General features: G+C 52.8%; 23 protein-coding genes. 12 read left to right on the plus strand and 11 right to left on the minus strand.

Going from position 1 to position 23,571, the window contains the following annotated elements; translation table 11 throughout:
- Window positions 1-40 precede the first annotated feature (40 nt).
- The 3 genes from proQ (at window position 41) to htpX (ending at window position 3,872) form a co-directional block, all read left to right on the plus strand.
- Complete coding sequence (gene proQ / locus VGM55_RS07315; protein ID WP_331635101.1) at window positions 41-727, plus strand: RNA chaperone ProQ; 687 nt, start codon at window positions 41-43, stop codon at window positions 725-727.
- A 20-nt stretch (window positions 728-747) separates the two neighbouring features.
- Window positions 748-2,796, plus strand: coding sequence for a carboxy terminal-processing peptidase (gene prc, locus VGM55_RS07320; RefSeq protein WP_154186685.1), 2,049 nt, complete (start codon window positions 748-750; stop codon window positions 2,794-2,796).
- A 194-nt stretch (window positions 2,797-2,990) separates the two neighbouring features.
- The gene (htpX, locus tag VGM55_RS07325) at window positions 2,991-3,872 is read left to right on the plus strand and encodes a protease HtpX (RefSeq protein ID WP_154186687.1); all 882 of its coding nucleotides are present in this window, start codon (window positions 2,991-2,993) and stop codon (window positions 3,870-3,872) included.
- A gap of 45 nt (window positions 3,873-3,917) precedes the next feature.
- Here the strand turns inward: htpX and VGM55_RS07330 are convergent, their stop codons facing one another.
- Window positions 3,918-5,291 (minus strand): MFS transporter, encoded by a 1,374-nt coding sequence (locus VGM55_RS07330; RefSeq protein ID WP_331635102.1) that lies wholly within the window; start codon window positions 5,289-5,291, stop codon window positions 3,918-3,920.
- A 175-nt stretch (window positions 5,292-5,466) separates the two neighbouring features.
- On the opposite strand from VGM55_RS07330, the gene kdgR reads away from it, so the two are divergent.
- Entirely contained in the window at window positions 5,467-6,258 is a 792-nt protein-coding gene (kdgR, locus tag VGM55_RS07335) for a DNA-binding transcriptional regulator KdgR (protein WP_154186691.1), read from the plus strand.
- Window positions 6,259-6,297: 39 nt separating this feature from the next.
- On the opposite strand, the gene VGM55_RS07340 is transcribed toward kdgR, so the two are convergent.
- Window positions 6,298-6,537: a YobH family protein gene (locus tag VGM55_RS07340; protein ID WP_154186693.1), complete on the minus strand. Its 240-nt coding sequence runs from the start codon at window positions 6,535-6,537 to the stop codon at window positions 6,298-6,300.
- A 159-nt stretch (window positions 6,538-6,696) separates the two neighbouring features.
- Between VGM55_RS07340 and mgrB the strand changes: the two genes are divergently transcribed.
- From mgrB to rlmA, 7 genes are all read left to right on the plus strand, one after another.
- Window positions 6,697-6,840: a PhoP/PhoQ regulator MgrB gene (mgrB, locus tag VGM55_RS07345; RefSeq protein ID WP_008454016.1), complete on the plus strand. Its 144-nt coding sequence runs from the start codon at window positions 6,697-6,699 to the stop codon at window positions 6,838-6,840.
- Window positions 6,841-6,895: 55 nt separating this feature from the next.
- Window positions 6,896-7,177: a YebO family protein gene (locus VGM55_RS07350; RefSeq protein ID WP_154186695.1), complete on the plus strand. Its 282-nt coding sequence runs from the start codon at window positions 6,896-6,898 to the stop codon at window positions 7,175-7,177.
- A 16-nt stretch (window positions 7,178-7,193) separates the two neighbouring features.
- The gene (locus VGM55_RS07355; protein ID WP_154186697.1) at window positions 7,194-8,189 is read left to right on the plus strand and encodes an MBL fold metallo-hydrolase; all 996 of its coding nucleotides are present in this window, start codon (window positions 7,194-7,196) and stop codon (window positions 8,187-8,189) included.
- Window positions 8,190-8,733: 544 nt separating this feature from the next.
- Complete coding sequence (locus VGM55_RS07360) at window positions 8,734-8,877, plus strand: DUF2627 domain-containing protein (RefSeq protein ID WP_008454022.1); 144 nt, start codon at window positions 8,734-8,736, stop codon at window positions 8,875-8,877.
- Between the two features lie 12 nt (window positions 8,878-8,889).
- Window positions 8,890-9,099 carry a transcription antiterminator/RNA stability regulator CspE gene (gene cspE, locus VGM55_RS07365; protein ID WP_001062678.1) on the plus strand — a complete coding sequence of 70 codons (210 nt, stop codon included), beginning with the start codon at window positions 8,890-8,892 and terminating at the stop codon, window positions 9,097-9,099.
- Between the two features lie 231 nt (window positions 9,100-9,330).
- On the plus strand, window positions 9,331-11,076 hold the full coding sequence (gene ftsI, locus VGM55_RS07370; protein WP_331635103.1) for a peptidoglycan glycosyltransferase FtsI: 1,746 nt from the start codon (window positions 9,331-9,333) through the stop codon (window positions 11,074-11,076).
- Between the two features lie 62 nt (window positions 11,077-11,138).
- Window positions 11,139-11,942, plus strand: coding sequence for a 23S rRNA (guanine(745)-N(1))-methyltransferase (gene rlmA, locus VGM55_RS07375; RefSeq protein WP_331635104.1), 804 nt, complete (start codon window positions 11,139-11,141; stop codon window positions 11,940-11,942).
- Here rlmA and mntP read toward each other — a convergent pair whose 3' ends face one another.
- From mntP to manX, 5 genes are all read right to left on the minus strand, one after another.
- On the minus strand, window positions 11,943-12,515 hold the full coding sequence (gene mntP / locus VGM55_RS07380) for a manganese efflux pump MntP (protein ID WP_331635122.1): 573 nt from the start codon (window positions 12,513-12,515) through the stop codon (window positions 11,943-11,945).
- Window positions 12,516-12,907: 392 nt separating this feature from the next.
- Window positions 12,908-13,366, minus strand: coding sequence for a DUF986 family protein (locus VGM55_RS07385; RefSeq protein WP_331635105.1), 459 nt, complete (start codon window positions 13,364-13,366; stop codon window positions 12,908-12,910).
- 60 nt (window positions 13,367-13,426) lie between these two features.
- Window positions 13,427-14,278 (minus strand): PTS mannose transporter subunit IID, encoded by an 852-nt coding sequence (locus VGM55_RS07390; protein WP_154186703.1) that lies wholly within the window; start codon window positions 14,276-14,278, stop codon window positions 13,427-13,429.
- Between the two features lie 12 nt (window positions 14,279-14,290).
- Complete coding sequence (locus VGM55_RS07395) at window positions 14,291-15,091, minus strand: PTS mannose/fructose/sorbose transporter subunit IIC (RefSeq protein WP_008454035.1); 801 nt, start codon at window positions 15,089-15,091, stop codon at window positions 14,291-14,293.
- 63 nt (window positions 15,092-15,154) lie between these two features.
- Window positions 15,155-16,117, minus strand: coding sequence for a PTS mannose transporter subunit IIAB (manX, locus tag VGM55_RS07400; protein WP_331635106.1), 963 nt, complete (start codon window positions 16,115-16,117; stop codon window positions 15,155-15,157).
- A 475-nt stretch (window positions 16,118-16,592) separates the two neighbouring features.
- Here manX and yoaE point away from each other — a divergent pair, with 475 nt between their 5' ends.
- Window positions 16,593-18,155: a CNNM family cation transport protein YoaE gene (gene yoaE / locus VGM55_RS07405; RefSeq protein ID WP_154186705.1), complete on the plus strand. Its 1,563-nt coding sequence runs from the start codon at window positions 16,593-16,595 to the stop codon at window positions 18,153-18,155.
- Window position 18,156: 1 nt separating this feature from the next.
- On the opposite strand, the gene VGM55_RS07410 is transcribed toward yoaE, so the two are convergent.
- The 4 genes from VGM55_RS07410 to pabB form a co-directional block, all read right to left on the minus strand.
- Window positions 18,157-19,755, minus strand: a complete 1,599-nt coding sequence (locus VGM55_RS07410; RefSeq protein ID WP_154186707.1) for an EAL domain-containing protein — start codon at window positions 19,753-19,755, stop codon at window positions 18,157-18,159.
- Window positions 19,756-20,028: 273 nt separating this feature from the next.
- The gene (gene sdaA, locus VGM55_RS07415) at window positions 20,029-21,393 is read right to left on the minus strand and encodes an L-serine ammonia-lyase (RefSeq protein WP_331635107.1); all 1,365 of its coding nucleotides are present in this window, start codon (window positions 21,391-21,393) and stop codon (window positions 20,029-20,031) included.
- 183 nt (window positions 21,394-21,576) lie between these two features.
- On the minus strand, window positions 21,577-22,173 hold the full coding sequence (locus VGM55_RS07420; protein WP_331635108.1) for a CoA pyrophosphatase: 597 nt from the start codon (window positions 22,171-22,173) through the stop codon (window positions 21,577-21,579).
- 3 nt (window positions 22,174-22,176) lie between these two features.
- Window positions 22,177-23,544, minus strand: a complete 1,368-nt coding sequence (gene pabB / locus VGM55_RS07425) for an aminodeoxychorismate synthase component 1 (protein WP_331635109.1) — start codon at window positions 23,542-23,544, stop codon at window positions 22,177-22,179.
- Between the last annotated feature and the right edge of the window lie 27 nt (window positions 23,545-23,571).

Genomic DNA, 23,571 nt, shown 5'->3' on the forward strand with positions numbered 1-23,571 from the left:
CTGCGGCTTATTGGCAATTCCGTTGTAATCAGGAAATTTCATGGAAAATCAACCTAAGTTGAATAGCAGTAAAGAAGTTATCGCATTTTTGGCCGAGCGTTTTCCACGCTGTTTTAGTGCTGAAGGTGAAGCTCGTCCGTTGAAGATTGGTATCTTCCAGGATTTAGTCTCCCGCGTTGAAGGCGAAATGAGCCTCAGCAAAACTCAGCTTCGTTCGGCATTACGTCTTTATACTTCAAGCTGTCGTTACCTGTACGGCATCAAAGCTGGCGCGACTCGCGTTGATCTTGATGGTAATCCGTGCGGTGAGCTGGACGAACAGCATGTAGAACATGCTCGCCAGCAGCTTGAGGAAGCAAAAGCTCGAGTGCAGGCGCAACGCGCTGAACAGCAGGCGAAAAAACGTGAAGCTGCCGCCGCCGCCGCTGGCGTAACGGAAGAGGCGCCACGTCGCGAACGTAAACCTCGCCCGGCAGCTACACCACGTCGTAAAGAAGGGGCAGAGCGCAAACCTCGCGCAGAAAAGCCGGCACCTAAGGCTCCTCGTGAAGAGCGCCGTACACCGGTGACCGATATTGCAGCTCTGCAGGTTGGACAGGCCATTAAAGTCAAAGCGGGTAACAACGCAATGGATGCTACCGTATTGGAAATTACCAAAGATGGCGTCCGTGTACAGCTGACTTCTGGTATGGCAATGATCGTACGCGCAGAACACTTGCAGTTCTGAAACGGAGGCCTGACTCAGGCATGAACAAACTCTTTAAGCTTACGGCTATCGCCAGCCTGCTGTTCATGGCAGGCAGTGCCCTGGCCCTGGACAACATTACCCGTGCTGACCAAATTCCGCAGTTAAAGGAAGAGGCTCAGCACGCAACGGTGAGTGAACGTGTAACCTCTCGTTTTACGCGTTCTCATTACCGCCAGTTCGATTTGGATGCCAACTTCTCGGCAAAAATCTTCGATCGTTATCTGAATCTGCTGGACTACAGCCATAACGTGCTGCTGGCAAGCGACGTCGCACAATTTGCCGCGAAGAAAGGGCAGATTGGCGATGAGCTGCGGTCTGGCAAGCTCGACGTATTTTATGATTTATACAACCTGGGCCAGAAGCGCCGTTTTGAGCGCTATCAGTATGCGCTGAAGGTGCTGGCGAAGCCGATGGACTTCACCGGCAACGACACGATTAATCTGGATCGCAGCAAGTCACCGTGGCCGACAGGCGTCGAAGAGTTGGATAAACTCTGGGATGCAAAAGTGAAGTACGACGAGCTAAGCCTGAAGCTGGCCGGTAAAACCGAGCAGGAAATTCGCGAAACGCTGACTAAACGCTATCAGTTTGCTATTCGTCGTTTGACGCAAAGCAACAGCGAAGACGTGTTTTCGCTGGCGATGACGGCGTTTGCTCATGAGATAGACCCGCACACCAATTATCTCTCCCCGCGCAGTACCGAACAGTTCAACACCGAAATGAGCCTTTCTTTAGAAGGGATCGGTGCGGTACTGCAAATGGATGATGATTACACCTTGATTAACTCCATGGTAGCCGGTGGCCCGGCGGCGAAAAGCAAAGCCATTACCGTAGGTGACCGAATTGTTGGCGTAGGCCAGACGGGCAAGCCAATGGTTGATGTTATTGGCTGGCGTCTGGACGATGTTGTGGCGCTGATTAAAGGGCCGAAAGGCAGCAAAGTGCGCCTTGAGATCCTGCCTGCGGGCAAAGGCACTAAAACGCGTACCGTTACGCTAACCCGCGAGCGCATTCGTCTTGAAGACCGCGCGGTCAAAATGTCCGTGAAAACGGTCGGTAAAGAGAAGGTCGGCGTGCTGGATATTCCTGGCTTCTATGTTGGCCTCACCGATGACGTGAAGGTTCAGCTGCAGAAACTGGAAAAACAGAACGTTAAAAGCGTGATTATCGACCTTCGCTCTAACGGCGGCGGTGCACTGACGGAAGCGGTATCGCTGTCCGGTCTGTTTATCCCAAGCGGTCCGGTCGTCCAGGTGCGTGACAACAACGGTAAAGTCCGTGAAGATAGCGACACCGATGGGGTGGTCTATTACAAAGGACCGCTGGTGGTGCTCGTTGACCGCTTCAGCGCCTCAGCATCTGAAATCTTTGCTGCGGCAATGCAGGACTATGGCCGCGCGCTGATTGTCGGTGAACCGACCTTCGGTAAAGGTACGGTTCAACAGTACCGTTCGCTGAACCGTATATACGATCAGATGCTGCGCCCGGAATGGCCTGCTCTGGGGTCGGTTCAGTACACCATCCAGAAGTTCTACCGCATCAACGGCGGCAGTACGCAGCGTAAAGGTGTGACCCCGGACATCATGATGCCTACCGGTACCGAGCAAACCGAGACCGGCGAAAAGTTTGAAGACAACGCGCTACCCTGGGACAGCATCAACGCGGCAACCTACGTGAAGACCGGTGATTTAACGCCGTTCGAACCAGAATTGTTGAAGCTGCATCAGGATCGTATCGTGAAAGATCCGGAGTTCCAGTACATCATGAAGGACATTGCTCGCTTCAATGCCCTGAAGGAAAAGCGTAACGCTGTCTCTCTTAATTACGCCCAGCGCGAAAAAGAGAACCTGGAAGACGACGCCACGCGCCTGGCCCGAATCAACGACCGCTTCAAGCGTGAAGGCAAAGCGCCGATTAAGAAACTCGACGATCTGCCGAAGGATTACCAGGAGCCCGATCCGTATCTTGATGAAACGGTTCATATCGCTATCGATCTTGCCGGAATGGAGCAGGGGAGACCGGCGGAGCAGCCGGCTCCGGCGAAATAACTCTCCCGGATGGGCACCCGAAACGGTGCCCATTTTTTTACCTGTCTCCAGCGATGTAAGACAAATGCATACAAAATGTAAAGTTATGTATTATTAATCACTTGGCGGCGTCAGATGCTTGAAAATAGGCGGCGCGCCCCTACGATGTTGTGGAGCGCAAAGAGCGTGTTTTTAACCGAGGTAAAAAGAAAATTATGATGCGTATCGGGCTTTTCCTGCTGACCAACCTTGCGGTAATGGTCGTTTTCGGGCTGGTGCTAAGCCTGACGGGGATTCAGTCAAGCAGCGTTCAGGGTCTGATGATCATGGCGGTGCTGTTTGGCTTTGGCGGCTCAATTATTTCCCTGCTGATGTCAAAATGGATGGCGTTACGTTCAGTAGGTGGCGAGGTGATTGAGCAGCCTCGTAACGAAACTGAGCGCTGGTTGATTGAAACCGTGCGCCAGCAGTCACAGCAGGCGGGCATCGCTATGCCACAGGTCGCGATTTACCACGCACCAGACATCAATGCTTTCGCCACCGGAGCACGCCGCAACGCTTCTCTGGTCGCAGTGAGTACGGGTCTGCTGCAGAATATGAGTCGTGATGAAGCAGAAGCGGTTATCGCCCACGAAATTAGCCATATCGCCAACGGTGACATGGTGACCATGACCCTGATTCAGGGGGTAGTGAACACCTTTGTTATCTTCATTTCCCGTATCATCGCTCAGGTGGCTTCCGGCTTCCTGTCCGGGAACCGTGATGATAACGAAAGCAGCAATGGCAACCCGCTGATTTACTTTGCGGTGGCTACGGTACTGGAGCTGGTGTTTGGTATTCTTGCCAGCATCATCACCATGTGGTTCTCTCGTCATCGTGAATTCCACGCTGACGCCGGTTCAGCGAAGCTTGTTGGCCGTGAGAAGATGATTGCTGCGCTGCAGCGTCTGAAAACCAGCTATGAGCCACAGGAAGCCAGCAGCATGATGGCGTTTTGCATCAACGGTAAGGCAAAATCAATGAGCGAGCTGTTCATGACGCACCCGCCGCTGGACAAACGTATTGAAGCGCTGCGCAGCGGCGAATACCTGAAATAAACGAAGTATTGAAGCAAAAAGCGTGCCCTGAGCGGCACGCTTTTTTTATGCCTGCGTGCGGGGTTGAGACATTCGCAATCCGCTGACGATGGCGGCAATGGTGGCAAAAATACCCGCCAGCACCAGCGAAGCGTGAGTGCCGCCGGTGGTAAACAGGTTGAACATAAGCGCCACCAGCGCCGCGCCGCAGCTCTGGCCAAGCAGGCGCGCGGTGCCCAGCATTCCGCTGGCTCCGCCGCTGCGGTGACGAGGAGCTGAAGAGATAATGGTGTGGTTGTTAGGCGACTGGAACAGGCCAAAACCCGCCCCGCAAAGCACCATGCGCCAGATGATATCGATATCGGACGGATTATGCGGCAGCAGCGCCAGGGCGAATAATCCGCAAGCCATAACGGCCAGCCCCACGGCGCCCATCAGCCCGGCGTGGAGGCGCTCAATCAGGTAGCCCGCAAGCGGCGCCATCACCATCGTGGCCAGCGGCCATGGCGTTAGCAACAGTCCGGTTTCAACTTCACTACGCCCCAGCACGGTTTGCATAAAAAAGGGCAGGGAGACCAGCGCCAGCATCTGGGCGGCAAACGAACATATTGAGGTGCCAATGGACAGCGAAAAAATCGGGATCCTCAGCAGGTCAACCGGCAGAAGCGGGAACGGAAGGCGCAGCTGACGGCGAATAAAGAAATAGCCAATCACCACCAGCGCGAGCAGCTCGCCAATAATGACTGAGCCAGGCTGTCCCTGCGAAAAGCCGCTGATGGCCGAAATCAGCAGGCCGAAGGTCAGGGCGTTCATTACTGCGCTCGGAATGTCAAAGCGCTGACCCTGAGATTTCTGCTGATTCGGCGGCAAATAGCGCAGGGCCAAAACCAGCGAAACAATGCCAATCGGCACGTTGATTAAAAACAGCCACTGCCATGACGCGACAGAAAGAATGGCGGCGGCAACCGTAGGGCCCGCCGCTGATGACACCGCAACAATAAACGAATTAACGCCCATACCGCGGCCAAGAAAACGCTGAGGGTAAATAAGGCGAATCAGCGCGGTGTTGACACTCATCAACGCTGCCCCTCCAAACCCTTGCAGTACACGGGCAAATGTCAGCATTGGCAGAGACGTTGAAACTGCGCAAAACAGTGATGTCAGGCAGAACAGCACCAGGCCGCTCTGATAGATACGGCGGTAGCCAAAAATATCGCCAAGGAAGGAGAGTGACAGAAGCGAGACAATAATAGCAATCTGGTAGGCGTTAACGACCCAGATGGATTCCGCCGGGCTGGCATTTAAATCGTGATCTATGGTCGGCAGGGCGACGTTAGCGATAGCGCCGTCCAAAACGGCCATCATTATCCCGAGCGCAATGGTAAAAATGGCGCCATAACGTTGGGGCGTAGGTAAGCCGTCGGACACTAATTTATCCATACTTTAAATTTGCTGTGCGAAGTCGTTAGGAGGGTAATGATTTTATCATTAAACAATCTCCGGGATGCCGCAGATTTGTAACGAATCAGCAGGCTTCGATTGCGGCACAGGCGGCGCATCCATATACTAAAAAACGGTTCCAATTTTTATAAAACAATGACGCCCGAGGTGATGAATGGCACTTGCAGACCCCGATAAGCAGCCCGACTCCGTTTCTTCCGTGCTGAAAGTCTTCGGTATCTTACAGGCGCTTGGCGAAGAGAAAGAAATAGGGATCACCGAACTGTCTCAGCGTGTGATGATGTCGAAAAGCACCGTCTATCGCTTCCTGCAAACCATGAAATCGCTGGGCTACGTGGCGCAGGAGGAAGAGTCAGAAAAATACTCGCTTACGCTGAAACTCTTTGAGCTCGGCAGCGGTGCTTTACAGAATGTTGATCTTATCCGCAGCGCGGATGTGCAGATGCGCGAGCTTTCCCGTCTGACGAAAGAGGCAATTCATCTCGGCGCGTTGGACGAAAGCAGTATTGTTTATATTCATAAAATCGACTCACTCTATAATTTACGGATGTACTCCCGTGTCGGGCGTCGAAATCCGTTATACAGCACGGCAATTGGTAAGGTTCTGCTGGCGTGGCGCGAGCGTGCAGAGGTTCTTGAGATCCTCTCTGATGTTGAATACGTTAGCAGCACCGAGCGGACGATATGCAGCACGGATGAATTATTGCCAGCGCTGGATTGTGTACGTGAGCAGGGCTTTGGTGAGGACAATGAAGAGCAGGAAGAGGGTATTCGCTGCGTAGCGGTGCCGGTATTCGATCGTTTTGGCGTGGTTGTTGCCGGGATGAGCATCTCTTTTCCAACCCTACGCTACACTGAAGAGGGGCTGGCAGAATACGTGAACATTCTTCATCAAGCGGCCCGCACGCTCTCCCGGCAGATGGGTTATAACCACTATCCTTTCTAGCGGGGTGGCCTGTCGCGCGTCGCCCGCGGCCGGAGAAAATTAGCCGTTATCAATCGGCGTATCGATTTTTCGCAGTAACGGGCAGTTGGTCAGGCCGATAATCCCGCTGTCGGTATGAATAAACTGCGCAGTAACGGTATTACGCGCCGTCAGATATTTACATTGCAGCCCCAGCCCTGCAGCATTTTCGTTGCTGCCAATAAGTACACTGTATCCGGAGAGCAACAGGCCAATCCAGATGATGGCGATAACAACAACCGTACGGACAATCAAACGCATATCTACCTCATACCTCACATAATCTCTTTATCAAGCATACCTTTAATAGTTAACGGCACAATCTGATGATTCTGAAATAAAAAAGCAGGAATCGTTACTTATGGTTTAGTTGGATAGTGTTAAATTAGCGAAATTCTATGGTCAAGAGGTGGCATTGTAGTGAGAAAGTACAGATGGGTGATTGTGTTAGTGATTGTCGTTACCTGCCTGCTGTTATGGACTCAAATGATAAATGTGATGTGCGACCAGGATGTGCAATTTTTCAGCGGCATTTGTACCATCAACAAATTTATCCCCTGGTAGTGATTTTTCTCTGCCTGCCTCAGGTGTAGAATGCCTTTTTTATTGAGGTGGTAAGATGAACGAATTGGGTTTTAGTGCTCTGAATATCATGCCGCTGGCTTTCTCGCTGGTGACACTGATTGTTGGTCTTGTATTGTGGTTTTTTGTGAATCGTTCCAGCAGTCGTGCAAACGATCAAATTGCACTGCTTGAAGAACTGGTCGATCTACAAAAGCGTCAAAATGCTTTGCTGCGTCGCCTGTGCGAAGCAAATGAACCGGAGTCGGAGCAAAAACCTGCTGCGGCTGCGAAAGAAGATAATGAAGACGACTTTGTGCGTCTGGTAGCGGAACGCTAAGCAAGCGGGAGGTGGGATGCGTTGGAAAAACCCCTGGTACAATCCGCAGTTATCCCACCATCTACCTGACGGGTTCTGTAACACGGAACCCGCTGTGCGTCAGCCCGGCGACGTAAAACGCTGGCAGAAGGCGCGTAAAGCGCAACAGCTGCCTCATCCTCCCGGTGACGGCTACCCCGCGTTTATACAACGCTGGTGGCAGCAAGCCGATCTGAGCGGCCACGATGACCGTGTATGGTGGTTAGGGCATGCCAGTCTGTTATTACGACTAAACGGCTGCTACTTGCTCACTGACCCGGTTTTTTCCCGTCGTGCATCCCCCCTCTCTTTTGTCGGGCCCGCTCGTCGAACAGAGGTTCCGCTAGATATTAAACAGCTTCCCCGGCTGGATGCGGTTCTGATTTCCCATAACCATTACGACCATTTGGACAGTAAAACCGTACGCCGGCTAATTAGACGTTTCCCTGATGTACATTTCTTCGTGCCGCTTGGCCTGAAGACGTGGTTCAGCAAGCGTGGGATAGAGCAGGTCACGGAGCTGGACTGGTGGCAAAGCTTTAACTGGTGTGGGATGGTTTTCACCGCCGTGCCGGCTCGCCACTGGAGTATGCGAACTTTTTGGGATCGTAATCGTTCACTGTGGTGCGGTTGGGTGATAGAACAGGGGGCTTTGCGTTTTTGGTTCAGCGGTGATTCTGGCTATAGCGAATCGCTGGCAGAAATCTCCAGGCGACTGGGGCCGTTTGATATGGCGGCGTTGCCAATCGGTGCCTACGAGCCACGCTGGTTTATGGGGGATCACCATATGGATCCGCAGCAGGCTGTAACGCTATGGCAGGAAATCGGGAAGCCTATGGCCATCCCTATTCACTGGGGCGTGTTTGAGCTTGCTGATGAATCGCTGGATAAGCCGCCGCAGGAGTTGCTCGCCGCTCTCCACGATCGGAGCGAGTGCACTGAGGCGTTTTCACCGCTTCGCATTGGACAAAGTTTGCCCATGGTGAAAAAATAAGAATTAATTATTATTGCTCCGCACGACTATTCTTTTTGGACAAATTAAACACCGCCGGTAACTCGCATTAATTCAGCGAAACGTTTTTATTGCCTTATCGTGGGGCAATCTGTCATTAAACTTTCATTATTTTGGTGCATTATTATAACCCGGCTGTGCAGGCGTTATTCTGTTGAACATAAAAAATACAGTAAAAGAATCCCTCAGCGCTTCGTCATGATTGGCTTAAGGTTAATTTGTGCATAGGTATGCATAAAAAATCATAAAGATATATCCTCAAAACAGGATTTTATTAAGCTAACATCTGGACGAAAACTACGGTTTGCGCTAAGGTTCAAAAGTTGTCAAAATTTTCTTGAAACACAGTCTGTTGCGACAACTTTTGATAGTGTGTATTTAATTCAAAAAACGCGAATTGCTTTATCAGAGTAATCGTGTAATTTTCTGAATCTGTGCGGCAGATCGACACATGCTTAAAAATGGCTTGCCATTGTTTACGTTGTGTGTGATAACACGTTGGGTTAAACGAGGTACAGTTCTGTTTATGTGTGGCATTTTCAGTAAAGAAGACCTGAGTAAACACGTTGTCGTTGAATACCGCTTCTCTGCCGAGCCTTATATTAGTGCCTCATGCAGTAATGTCTCTGTTTTATCTAAGTTATGCCTGCGGGCGAAGAATACAATCTAAGGAATTTGCAAAATGGCAAAGATTAAAGGTCAAGTTAAGTGGTTCAACGAGTCTAAAGGTTTTGGTTTCATTACTCCAGCTGACGGCAGCAAAGATGTATTCGTACACTTCTCTGCAATCCAGGGTAACGGCTTCAAAACTCTGGCTGAAGGCCAGAACGTTGAATTCGAAATCCAGGACGGCCAGAAAGGCCCTGCTGCAGTTAACGTGACTGCCATCTAATTCTTCTGGATTAGAGCTCAGGCGCGAATAACGCCGAATTGTGATAAAAGCCCCGTCTCGACGGGGCTTTTTCATGTCTGCGGCCAATTTAATGCTTTGCAGGTTATTAACAAATTGAATCATTTGTTGCCTCTTGTTGCAAAGCTGCGAAGGTTTTAGCACTGTTATCCCGGTAAAAATGCCCGATTCTGGTTAAATCTTTCAATCGCTTAGGCCGTGCAAGGAGTGGTTGTGAAGAAGGGTGTTCCCGCATTAACCGGTAATTTTATCCAGTGGCGCTTTGGACTGCTGTGCGTGGCCATCACCGGCAGTCTGGTTTTCCTGCTTGGGCGTATCGCCTGGCTGCAAATCATCTCTCCCGATAATCTGGTTAAGCAGGAGGACATGCGTTCCCTGCGTGAGGAGCCGATAGATGTTCCCCGGGGCATGATTGAGGACCGCAACGGGAAGCCACTGGCGGTAAGCGTCCCCGTGGAAGCCGTGTGGGCTGACCCGAAAACGGTGATGGAGAAGGGCGGTGTTCTGGTTAACAGCCGTTGGCAAGCGCTGGCCTCCGCGCTGCATGTTCCCCTCAGCGACATTGCCACAAAGATCCACAGCAACGAACGCGGCCGTTTTATCTACCTTGCCCGCCAGTTGGACCCCCAGCAGGCACAGTACATCGACAAACTAAATATCCCTGGCATCGCCCTGCGTGACGAGTCCCGCCGTTTTTATCCTGCGGGCCGGGTAGGGGCGAACCTGATAGGATTTACCAACATTGACGATCAGGGCATCGAAGGGATCGAGAAAAGCTTCAATCAACAGCTCACCGGAAAAGAAGGCGAGCGCCTGGTACGTAAAGACCGCTACGGTCACGTAGTGGAAAATATTACCGAGAACCCCGCCAGCCCCGCGCATAACATTCAGCTCAGCATTGATGAACGCCTGCAAACCGTCACGGAAGATGCGCTTAGCAACGCCGTGTCCTGGAACAAAGCAGAGTCCGGTGCTGCGGTGGTCATCGATGTGCAGACCGGTGAAGTATTGGCGATGGCCAACTACCCAACCTTTAACCCGAATAACCGCGATAATGCAAAGCTGGACGACTTCCGTAACCGCGCGATAAGCGACACCTTCGAACCCGGCTCGACGGTTAAACCGATGGTAGTGATGACGGCGCTGCAGCAGGGAATTGTCCGGCCTGACAGCGTTATAGATACCCACCCGTTTACTCTGGATGGGCACAACATCCGCGACGTTGGATACTATCCGCAACTGACCCTGACAGGCGTGTTGCAAAAATCGAGTGATACCGGTGTGTCACGTCTGTCACTGGCAATGCCCGTGCAGAATATTTGGGACACTTATCATAAATTTGGCTTTGGAGTGCCAACGGCCATCGGCCTGACGGGTGAAAGCCGTGGCCTGTTGCCGGTGCGTCAGCGCTGGGGGGAACTGGATCGGGCCACTTTTGCATTTGGCTATGGCCTGATGGTGACCCCGCTGCAGTTGGCCCATGTTTACGCCACTATCGGTAGCTTCGGTATTTCACGCCCGCTGTCCATCACGCGCGTTGATCCGCCGGTGGAAGGGCAAAGGGTGATGCCTGAAGAAATCGTGCATGAAGTGGAACACATGATGGAGAGCGTGGCGCTGCCCGGCGGCGGCGGGGTTAAGGCGGCGGTGCATGGTTACCGCGTGGCGGTGAAAACCGGTACGGCCAAAAAGATCGGCCCCGATGGTAAATATGTGGATCAGTACATTGCCTACACCGCGGGTGTGGCACCGGCCAGCAATCCTCGCTATGCGCTGGTGGTGGTGATTAACGACCCGTCCAATGGCAAGTACTATGGGGGAGCGGTTTCCGCCCCCGTTTTCAGCCAAATCATGGGCGATGTTTTACGGCTCGAAAATATTGAGCCGGATGGACTGCCCGCCGGAGACAACAGCATGATGGTGCTGAACAAAATGGAGAATGACCACGCCGCCATGTAGCGGTTTCGCAAACGGGGCGTTTGGCGTTACACTTGCGCCCTTTATTGCCTCCGGAGTTCTCTATGTCCTGGCTTTGCCCACTCTGCCATTCCGTGCTAAGCGCCAATGCGAACAGCTATCGCTGCCCTCAGGGGCATCAGTTTGATATCGCCAAAGAAGGTTATGTCAATTTGCTGCCCGTTCAGCATAAACGTTCGAAAGACCCGGGTGACAGCGCGGAAATGATGCAGGCCCGCCGGGCATTTCTCGATGCCGGACATTATCAACCGTTGCGAGATACCCTTTGCCAGCTGTTAAAAGCGCTGGCGCCCTCTGCGCTATTGGATATTGGCTGTGGGGAAGGTTACTACACGGCGGGATTTGCAGCGGTAGTGGCAGAGAAGGGCGGTGAGACCTGGGGACTGGACGTTTCAAAAGTAGCGATTCGCTACGCGGCCAAACGTTACCGCGAGGTTAAGTTCTGCGTGGCGTCCAGCCATCGCCTGCCGTTTGCCGATGAGAGTATGGACACGATCGTACGTATTTTTGCTCCCTGCAAGGCCGAAGAGCTGGCGCGAGTCGTGAAACGTGGCGGCGTAGTGGTGACGGCCACGCCGGGGCCACGTCATTTGATGCAGCTAAAGGGGTTGATTTATCAGGATGTCATGCTGCATAGCGAAGAGGTTGAAGCGATGCCTGGCTTTACCCTACAACAAACGCTTCAGCCCGCCTGGCCGATGAGCCTGCAGGGTGATGAAGCCATTGCCCTGTTGCAAATGACGCCGTTCGCCTGGCGCGCTCGCCCAGAAGTCTGGGATGCGCTGAAGGCAGAAACGGCGTTTAGCTGTGAAACAGATTTTGTGGTGCGTGTCTGGCAGCGCGACTGATCAGTTAAACGGAGCGAAGTGGCTGTACATAATCTGGCAGCCAATAGCAATCAGGACAATACCGCCCAGAATTTCGGCGCGTTTACCCAGAATGGGGCCAATAAAGCGGCCAACCATCATGCCAAGTGTTGACATAATCGCGGTAGCGCAGCCGATAGCCAACGCCGTCTGAATAATATTGACCTGCAGGAAGGCGAGGCCGACGCCGACCGCCATGGCGTCAAGACTGGTGGCAATCGCGGTTGTCACCAGCAGCCAAAATCCGTGGCGATGAATTTTCGGAGCGTCTTCCTGACTTGTGCCGCGGAAACCTTCCAGTACCATACGCCCGCCAAGGAATACCAGCAATATGAAGGCAACCCAATGGTTCCATTCGAGCACGACCTGGCTTGCCAGCAGGCCAAGTCCCCAACCGATGAGCGGAGTAATTGCTTCGATAACGCCAAAAATAAGGCCGGTACGAAGGGCTTCGGAAAATTTGGGTTTGTGGAGCGTGGCACCTTTACCGATGGAAGCGGCGAATGCGTCCATGGACATGCCGAAAGCAAGGAGGATAGTTGCGGAGAGATTCATCATTGTGCCTCAGTTGGGGATATCCATATACACGCAAACCATCCCCAACTTTACGATGGCGCGTGCCTATGGTCTCGCCTACTCAGAATTCTGAGGCGTACATGCCACGTTAATCTCAATTGCGGATATAACGAGTATGTTGACATGTACATCTCTGCCTATGGCAGAAATCGGCTACTCCCCAACGACGGGCGCAACCTTAACATATTTTTTTAAATTAAAACAATCTTTGAATTCTATTTTTCGGATAATTAGTTGATAACGATTTTCATTTAACTGCATATGCAAATAAAACGTTAAAATAAAGGCATGTAAATCTTATGAAATAGCAAAGGCTATGTTTTATATGGTGAAAAATAAACCAATAATATAGACTTTGCTATAATTATAACTTATTGAGTTACAACCATTAAATTGTATATTTTTTCGAGATCGTCAATATTTTTTACCCGTATCAATAAGCGACGCTGCTCTAATTGCATCACCAGCACACCATCCTCAGATAAATTCATCTCTTTAATACGGTTATATTCCACCCAAACATTGGCGAAGAAAAAACCATGGCTTTTGAACAATAACTTAGGCTGTCTTATCCATGACACATAAATGGCCATTAGCGCCAGAGCAGATAATAACCATGTTGTCAGCGGGGTGCCGTGAGAGGTGACGTTGTTATAAATGAGAATGCCAACCAGAAAAACAAAGATAGTGCTGTCGACGCGGTTACGGCGGAGCAGGGTGATTTTAAGTAAGGTTTTGCCCTTGATTTTGTCCATTACGAATTCATCGTAGATGGCAAAAGCGAGCAGCAGCCCGATGAAAACAACCAGCACGGCATCCGTCAGCGTCATGAAACCTCCCGTTAAAGATAAAAAAGCCGGGGGCGTTTAGCCCCCGGCTGGTAGAACAAATTACACACCCAGCAGGCCGATAGCGTAACCCACAATACCGATGACGAAGAAGCCCATAATGATCCACAGCGCGTTGACTTTTTTGCGCAGCAGCCACATACAGGCGAAAGTCAGCAGCAGCGGTACCAGGCCCGGCATCAGCTGGTCAAGAATGGTCTGCACGGTGGTGACTTTAACGGCCCCGGTCTGGTCGGTGATTTTTGACACCACCAGCGGGATGTTAACGTGCGTCCACTTGTTTACCAGCGCCCCCATGACAAACAGGCCGAGGATTGACGCCCCTTCCGTCAGTTTTTGCAGGAAGCCGCCGCCCATATCCTTAACGATATCGACGCCTTTGCGGTAGCCGTAGGCCACGCCGTAATAGCGGGTCAGCAGGCGTACTGCATTGAACAGGATAAAGAACAGCAGAGGTCCAAGCAGGCTACCGCTCATGGCGATACCCGCCCCCAGTGCGGCGAATACCGGACGTACGGTGCCCCAGAAGATAGGGTCGCCCACGCCGGCCAGCGGACCCATCAGGCCGACTTTGATACCGTTAATGGCACCGTCATCGATCTCTGCGCCGTTAGCACGCTGCTCTTCCATCGCCAGCGTAACGCCAAGTACAGGGGCAGCAACGTAAGGGTGGGTGTTAAAGAACTCAAGATGACGCTTGATGGCCTGACGGCGCGCGTCGTTGTTTTCCGGGTACAGGCGTTTGATAACCGGCACCATACAGAAGCAGAAGCCTAACGCCTGCATACGTTCGAAGTTCCATGAGCCCTGGAACAGGTTAGAACGCAGGAATACGCCACGGATATCACTCTGGGTGATTTTCTTCTCAGTCGCTAATTTAGTGGAATCAACCATTTCGCTCACCTGTTAGTCCAGTTCGTTATCAAGATCGTTAGCGGCGGCAGCCTGCGCCGGTGCGCCCGCACTACGGTTATATTTCGGGCTCAGCTGGATGTAGAGGATAGCCATCACTGCACCAATCACACCCAGGGCAACCAGGTTGAAGTTGGTGAACGCTGCGGTAACGAAACCGAGGTAGAAGAACGGCATCAGGTAGCCTGCGCGCATCATGTTGATGACCATCGCATAACCGACAACCACGATCATACCGCCGGCGATGTTCAGACCGCTGGTCACCACTTCAGGAATGGCGTTCAGCATGTTCTGGACTTCGCTGGTGCCTACGGAGATGGCGACGATAACCGCTGGAATCGCGATACGCATTGCCTGCAGGAACAGCGAAGAGACGTGGATCCAAGAGAGCGCCGTCAGGTTGCCGTTATTGGCCGCCTTATCCGCTGCGTGCTGGAAGCCCACGGTAATAGTACGCACGATAATAGTCAGTACCTGGCCCGCAGCGGCCAGAGGAATGGCAAGGGCAATACCTGCACCGATGCTTTGGTGTCCGGCAATAACCAGGATGGTTGAGATAATTGAGGCGAGGGCGGCATCTGGGGCCACGGCGGCACCGATGTTCATCCAGCCCAGGGCGATCATTTCCAGCGTACCGCCGATGATGATGCCGGTTTTCATGTCGCCGAGCACGGCGCCGATTAAGGTACAGGCGATAAGCGGACGGTGGAACTGAAATTCATCGAGCACCGACTCCATACCGGCGATACAGGCTACGACAAACACCAGCACAATCTGAAGAGTGGTAATCTCCATTGTACTTCTCCTATTGACGATGACTTATGTGTGAAATCTGAGCAATATTATTAGTGATGACAATCATTTAACTTTGGCGATCAGATCCATCATTTTCAGTTTTTGATCGGTAGACACTTTTCGCGCTTCGAGTTCGATACCGCGGTCATTCAGTTTTTTGAAGGCCTCAATATCTTTATCATCAACGGAAATAGCGTTGTTGACCTGCGTTTTGCCCTGGCGGAAAGCCATACCGCCGATATTAACGGAGGTGATTTTTACGCCGCCTTCGACAATGCGCTCGACATCGGTTGGGTTAGTGAAAAGCAACATAACGCGGTCGCCAGCATATTTTGGGTTGTTGTAAACGCGGATCATTTTCGCGATGTCAACAACGTGCGCGGTGACGCCTGGCGGCGCTACCTGAGTCAGCAGGGTCTTACGGACGGTGTCTGCCGCAACCTCATCGCTGACCACGATGATGCGGGTAACGTTGGTTTCTTTCGTCCAGCGGGTAGCGACCTGACCATGAATTAAACGGTCGTCGATACGTGCAAGACCGATCTTCATATAGTCGTTTGGCCCCATCGGTTTGGCCGGTGCTGTAGCCTTTGGCGTCGCGGTGGGGGCCGGGGCGGCTTTTTCTGCCGGTTTGGCCTTCAGTGCCTTCACGCCTTCACGGCCGGTTTCGACAGCATGTGCAACCAGCTCATCAACGGTCGGGTTGTCGTCTCGCGACATAAGGGTTTCGACCAGCATCGGGATATTGACCCCGGCGACCACTTCGTAATGTTCTTTATCCACAACGATACGGCTTGCCGCATTGAATGGGCTGCCACCCCAGGTATCCACGAGGAATAACACGCCCTTGCTGGTGTCCAGTTTCTCCAGCTGTGCGTTATATTTCTCGATCAGGGTTTCAGCATTTTCACCCGGGACGAAATCTATCCAGCCAACGTTCTCTTGTTCGCCTAATAGCATTTCGGCGGTTTTCAGCAATTGTTCCGCTGCCCAGCCATGTGTGCCTATGACAATAGCAATAGTCACTTGCTACCTCCTGTTTTTGTCATTACGTCACCCCTCGAAGGGTGCGGTGGTGTATCGGTATCGGTTTTAGCGAATCGATTCAGATAATATGTTCAAGAAAGAACTCATCATTTGCCGGAATTATTTTAGACAGTGAAAAAATAATTTATGTGATGAAGATCCGTAATTCAACTTTGTTACTTATTCAAGCAATTACGCTGTAAAATAGGGGCAGCGTAAGTTGCAAAAAAATTGCAAAGTCAGGTAAATCTTTGCCAACCCCTGGTTTCCTTTGATAATGTTAGCGTCCGATTCACTTTCAGGAGTAGCGGGCAGTAGCCCACCCTATGGACCGTCACCGACGTCTTTTCACTGCCGGGATGCCTAAATCCCCCCTTCTCAGCGGCGTTTCACGCCCGCAAATACGATTCACTAGCCACTTTGCGTCCGTAACCTACGGAATGCCGATTTGCTGCACCTTGAGCGGGAGTCCAACATGGAACTGCTAATGGACCCGCAAATCTGGGCCGGTTTGCTGACGCTGGTCGTGCTGGAAATCGTACTGGGTATTGATAACCTGGTGTTTATCGCCATCCTGGCGGACAAGCTGCCGCCGAAGCAGCGTGATAAGGCCCGCCTGATAGGCCTTTCGCTGGCGCTGGTTATGCGTCTGGGGCTGCTGTCGCTGATCTCCTGGCTGGTCACGCTGACGACGCCGCTGTTCAGTATCGCGGACTTCACGTTCTCAGGTCGTGACCTGATTATGCTGGTGGGGGGGATCTTCCTGCTGTTTAAAGCCACCACGGAGTTGCACGAGCGGCTTGAAAACCGCCAACACGATGACGGGCACGGTAAAGGCTATGCCAGCTTCTGGGTGGTCGTGTTGCAGATTGTAGTGCTCGACGCCGTTTTCTCGCTGGATGCGGTGATTACCGCAGTGGGGATGGTAAATCATCTGCCGGTAATGATGGCCGCGGTCGTCATTGCTATGGGGGTGATGCTGCTGGCCTCGAAGCCGCTGACTAACTTTGTTAATCAGCATCCTACCGTGGTTGTGCTCTGCCTGAGCTTCCTGCTGATGATTGGTCTGAGCCTGGTTGCCGAAGGCTTTGGTTTCCATATTCCGAAAGGTTATTTGTACGCGGCAATTGGCTTCTCGATCATCATCGAGCTGTTTAACCAGATCGCGCGCCGTAACTTTATTCGCCATCAGTCACGTCAGCCGCTACGTGCCCGTACCGCTGATGCAATTCTGCGCATGATGAGCGGCAAACGTCAGGAGCGTTTGCAAAGTAGCGAAGACAGCAAAGCCATGACGCCTATTGAGGCCGAATCTTTTGCTGAAGAAGAACGCTACATGATCAATGGCGTGCTGACGCTGGCCTCTCGTTCTCTGCGCAGCATCATGACGCCGCGCGGTGAGATCTCATGGGTGGATGCGGTGAAAAGTGTTCCGGAAATCCGCGAACAACTTCTGACGTCGCCGCACAGCCTGTTCCCGGTTTGCCGCGGTGAGCTGGACGAAATCATTGGCGTCGTTCGCGCTAAAGAGCTGCTGGTTGCTCTGGACGAAGGTGTTGATGTGGCGGCCATGGCTGCGCAGTCACCGGCTATTGTGGTGCCGGAAACGTTGGATCCCATTAACCTGCTCGGCGTGCTGCGCCGCGCTCGCGGCAGCTTCGTTATCGTTAACAACGAATTTGGCGTGGTGCAGGGGCTGGTCACGCCGCTGGACGTACTGGAAGCGATTGCGGGTGAATTCCCGGATGCGGATGAAACCCCGGAGATCGTGCGCGACGGCGAAGGCTGGCTGGTGAAAGGCTCAACTGACCTGCACGCACTGCAGCAGCGTCTGGACATTCATCGTCTGATGCACAATGAAGAAGACATCGCTTCCATAGCCGGTCTGGTCATTTCGGTAAAGGGTCATATCCCGAAAGTGGGAGACGTTATCGACGTGCCGCCGCTGCGTATTCAGATAGTTGAAGCGAACGATTACCGTGTCGATCTGGTTCGTGTGGAAAAAGAACGTTCCCCACACGAGGATGAAGAAGAGTAAATTAGCGCATCGGGAAGGCCGGGATAGCCCGGTCTTCATGGCGAGGGGGTGGCGGGGTGTTGCCCTCGAGCCAGTGAGCAAAATCCCGTAGCGGCATCGGTTTTGCGAATAAAAAGCCCTGTAGCACCGTCACACCGTTATGCCGCAGATATTCTGCCTGCTCTTGTGTTTCCACCCCTTCAGCAACCAAATTGATACCCAGCCTTTGCCCAAGGGCAATAATAATATCCGTTACCGTTGAGTTAACCGCGTCCGTACCGATGGCGGCGGTAAAGGATTTGTCTATCTTCAGAACGTTGGGATTGAGCATTTCCAGATAGGCAAGCGAACTGTGTCCGGTGCCGAAATCATCTATCGCAAGGTCAATACCGAGCTGGTGTAGCTCCTGTACTACGCTGTGGTCTACTGCCGGTAAGGCATTTCGCTCGGTAAGTTCAAGCGTTAACTTTTGTTTAGGGTTAGCCGGGAACCAGTAACGTTTCAGGTCATGAATAATGGCTCCATCGTGAAAATGGCTTGCGGCAACGTTAAGGCCGATATGAAAACCGGCTGTTTTGGGGAAAATGTCAAGGTTACGCACCATTTCATCCAGCACGAAGCGCGTGAGCGGGGCGATTTGCTGCTGCTGCTCCGCCAGGGGAATAAACACATCAGGGGAAATCCAGCCTTGACGGGGATTATTCCAGCGAAGCAGCAGCTCCACGCCAACGCAGTGTAAATTTCTGGCGCTGACCAGCGGCTGGCAAAAAACTTCAAATTCCCGGGCGGCGAGACCGAGGTTTATCTCCCAGGAAAAGCTCATTCGGTTGGCGGTAGCGAGCCAGGCAATGTAGCCCAACAGCATGCTGAGCAGTAAAGCCAGTGGAAGCTGTGCCGGTAAGTTTTGCAGCGTCAGTTGGTCGGCAGATGGACCAATGGCGCTGATGGAATAGGGATAAAGCTTCGATGCCATTACCTGAACAACCCGATCGTCTTCGATCTTAACCTTTGCCAGCAGACCGGAACCGTACTCAAGATGATCGTCCCCGACGTTGAGCACTGCCCGCGTAACCCAGGGATGTTCAGGCTTGAGCAGCAGGCCGGTAAGCATCTGTATATTGACAATCTGCATGACGCCGTCATTGGTTTTTCCGGACTGAGGACGCCAGAAGATAAGTACCGGCGTGCCTTTCAGCAGCGAGCTGTCACGCGACAAGAATAATAGTGGTTCAGGGGACGGCAGGCGCGTATGGAGCTGGTGAATACCCACATTGCGGGAACCATAAATACTGGAGCAGTAAAGAATACCGTCTTTAATTAACCCAATAGCACGCACCGTTTGCATTTTTGCCGCATGTTCGCGGATTTTTAACTGGGCATCATCGCACGAGGTGCCGACGAGCTGCATAATGTCGTCGCTAACGGTATTCAGCGGGGCGAGCAGGGTATCGAGGGTGGTAATAATACGCTGGTTAAACTGGACGACGCGGTGCTCGTTAAGATTGCGCTCGATGGCGTATCTGACGCTAAGCGTGACGATTAAAACTAAAATGGCGAGCGCAGCGCAGACAATAACTCGCCTGCGGCGATAGTCAGAAATAATCCGCTGTGCCGTTTGCATCCCTGTGTCCCTGTTTCTCGCCGCAAGAAGTGAGGCGTAACGTTATCATCAAAGTGTAGTGACATATCAGGGTGGCAAAAAAATAAAAATGCATAAGATAAAAAACGCCGAATTCACGGCGCTGATAACGTTCATTGCTTACAAAAGCGGTCACTGTGGCCTTATAAAAACAATGAATAATGTTATTTGGATGACCTCAATTCGGCGAAACCACGTTTTTCGGCTGTTCGTCAGTAAACAAAACGCCGCGTGAGCGGCGCTTTGTATGACGGATTAGTCGCACTGGACCTTGATGGCCAGGCCGCCTCGCGAGGTTTCGCGGTATTTGGCGTTCATGTCCTTTCCGGTCTCGTACATAGTTTCAATAACCTTATCGAGCGAGACGCGAGGTGCGCTGGTACGGCGCATCGCCATGCGGGTGGCGTTAATCGCCTTCACCGACGCGATAGCATTACGCTCGATGCACGGTACCTGAACCTGCCCGGCAACCGGGTCACACGTCAGGCCAAGGTTGTGTTCCATGCCGATTTCCGCCGCGACGCAAACCTGCTCCGGGCTTGCGCCCAGTATTTCCGCAAGGCCGGCTGCCGCCATTGAGCAGGCTACGCCAACCTCACCCTGACAGCCGACTTCTGCGCCAGAGATGGACGCGTTCATCTTGTAGAGCACGCCGATGGCACCGGAAGCCAGGAAGTAACGGATCCAGGTGTCTGGCGTAACCGGCTCGATAAAGTGGTCGTAGTAGGCTAAAACCGCCGGGACAATACCGCAGGCGCCGTTGGTCGGTGCCGTCACTACGCGTCCACCGGCGGCGTTCTCTTCGTTTACCGCCAGCGCAAACATATTCACCCAGTCAACCACGTTCATCGGGTCATTGGAGAGCTTGTCGCTGGAAACCAGCATACGGCGCAGGGCAGATGCACGGCGGGGCACACGCAGTGGGCCAGGCAAGACGCCTTCGGTGTTCATTCCACGGTCAATACAGGCACGCATGGTCTGCCAGATATTAGCGAAGTAGTCTTCGATTTCCCGGCGGCTGTGCTGCGCCAGCTCGTTCTGCATCACCATGCCGGACACGGAAAGCCCGGTGTCCTTACAGTGCTGCAGCATCTCCTGCGCGGAATGGAACGGATAAGGCACTGAGACTTCGCTTACCGCGTCCTTACCAAAGTGCTCCTCATCAACGATAAAGCCGCCGCCGATGGAGTAGTAAGTCTTGCTGTAGATCTCTTTATCGCCGTTGTAAGCGTGGATCTGCATGCCGTTTTCATGCAGCGGCAGGTTGTCGCTTCGAAAACGCATGCCGTTATCCTGCGGGAAATCGACTTCATGGCGGCCCTGAGCGATAAGCAAGCGGCCGCGGGTTTCCACGTCGCGGATGAAAGCAGGAATAGAGTCTATATCCACGTTATCCGGCTGGTTGCCCGCCAGACCCATGATAATCGCGATATCGGTATGGTGGCCTTTCCCCGTCAGGGAAAGGGAACCATAGACGTCCACCGCGATGCGGGTGGTACTGTCCAGCAGCCCTTGCTCGATCAGTGCGTCGACAAACTGTTTCCCGGCCTTCATTGGCCCGACGGTATGGGAGCTGGATGGCCCGATGCCGACCTTGAACATGTCGAATATGCTAATCACTCTAAAACTCCTCTGATAGCACCCTGTTTCATGGAACATGATGCTTTGAAATGGCTAAGCGCTAGTTTAAAAATTTATTGGTTCCACCAGGAAACTATTCACATGAATTAAACTAATGCTTAACCATAAACCACCTAATAGCAGGTGATTTATGGCCTTTCTATCTCTTAAATATAGCCATTGTCAGCGTTGTAAAGTGTCGGCTGGATCGCTATCCACTTGTAAAGAAAGTTCACGAATAATGCCCGCCGTCATGCCCCAGACAAAATAGCGTTGATACCAGGAAAGCCAGACTCGGTGCGCGTTGCCGCGGCGATGAATGTCTAAAGGATAGTAGCGTCCGAGGCGAAGCGCTTCGGCAAGCGGCATCTCAAAGACCGCCGACACTTCATCTTCGCTGGCGCGCCACGGTAAATCGGGCGGAATAATGCCGACAATGGGCGTGACCTGGAACCCGGTCACGCTGTCCACCGGGGGAAGAGTTCCGATAACCTCGACGGCGTCAGGGGGAATAGCGACTTCTTCCTGGGCCTCACGCAGCGCGGCGGCAATCAGTGAACTGTCGGTGTTATCCACCGCGCCGCCGGGAAAAGCCACCTGGCCTGCGTGTTTGCGTAGCATAATGGAACGCTGGGTGAGCAATAGCCCGGGCTGAGGGCGTCTGACGATAGGAACCAGCACTGCCGCCTGGCGCTTATTGCTCACCGGCCCGCTTTCTGCCGGGCGCAGTAGTTGAAAGCGGGTGAGGAAATCATTCAGCGTCAGGGACGAAACGGCCATGCATTAACTCTCCAGTAGGGGCAGAATACGGTTAACTTTATCAAACGTTTCCTGATATTCCGCCGCTTCGTTGCTGTCGGCGACAATCGCGCCACCGGCAGAACAGTATAATTTTCCGCCTTCGGCGGTTAGCGTGCGGATGGTGATGCTGGTATCCATATTTCCGCAGAAGCTAATGTAGCCGATGCTGCCGCACCATGCGTTGCGCCGCTGCGGCTCCAGCTCTTCGATTATTTCCATCGCTCTCACCTTTGGCGCACCGGTAATCGACCCGCCGGGGAACGTTGCCTTTAACAAATCGCAGGCGCTGAGCGTCTCGGGAAGTTCGGCGGTAATCGTGCTCACCAGATGATGAACGGCGGGGAAAGGTTCAACCACAAACAGCTCCGGGACCCGGACGCTGCCCGGCACCGCCACCCGGCCAATGTCGTTACGGAGTAAATCAACAATCATCAGGTTTTCTGAGCGATCTTTAGCGGAGTTTGCCAGCTGAATTGCCTGTGCGGCATCGGCTTCAGGATCGGCCAGACGAGGCAGGGTGCCCTTAATCGGTCGCGTTTGGATTTGTTTTCCTTTAAGCAGCACGAAGCGTTCAGGTGAAAGACTAAGCATGCAGCTTTCGGGAAGCCGAATAAAAGCGCTGAATGGCGCCCGGTTAGCCTGATTTAACGCCTCAAAAGCCTGCCATTCGTCGCCCTGATAGCTCGCGCTAAAACGCTGGGCAAGATTGACCTGGTAGCAGTCACCGCTTCTCAGGTAGGCCTGAATTTGGCGGAATTTCTCGCCATACGCTTCGCGTGACATATTGGCACGCCACTCGCTGGTGAGCCTGAAACGCTGAACAGGTTTCTGTGGTTTTAGTGCATTAAGCCAGGCCAGACGGGTCGCAAGATCGCCACGGCAGACCAGCGTCAGGCGCTGAAGCTGATGGTCAGCGATCAGCGCCCAGTCATAGATACCAACGGCCATATCGGGCGTGGTTAAGTCCTGCTTTGTTGTTGCGGGCAGTTTTTCAAGACGGCGCCCCAAATCGTAGCCAAACAACCCCAGCGCACCGCCGCAGAAGGGGAGGTCAGGATCGGGCGTTGCCGGCAGGGCATAACTATCCAGCGTTTGCTGCAGCAGCCCGAGCGGGCAATCCTCGTGGTAGGTCAAATTGCCGTCGCGCTCAATTACGGTCTCCTGCCCTCGCGTGACAAGCGTAGCCAGCGGGTTGGCGACCATAATGTCGAAACGGTTATGGGGGTGCTCGGCAAACCCCGAGTGAAGCAGCATGGCCCACGGCTGGCCTGAAATCGGGCGGAAATAATGCTGAATAGCGTCGGGCTGCCAGTGGAGTTCGCAAAAAACGGGAGTGGTTATAACATTCATCTTGGTAGCATCGTCAGGAGCAGAGTA

Origin of the sequence: Cedecea sp. (assembly GCF_036500665.1) — a bacterium.
Lineage (GTDB): Bacteria > Pseudomonadota > Gammaproteobacteria > Enterobacterales > Enterobacteriaceae > Cedecea.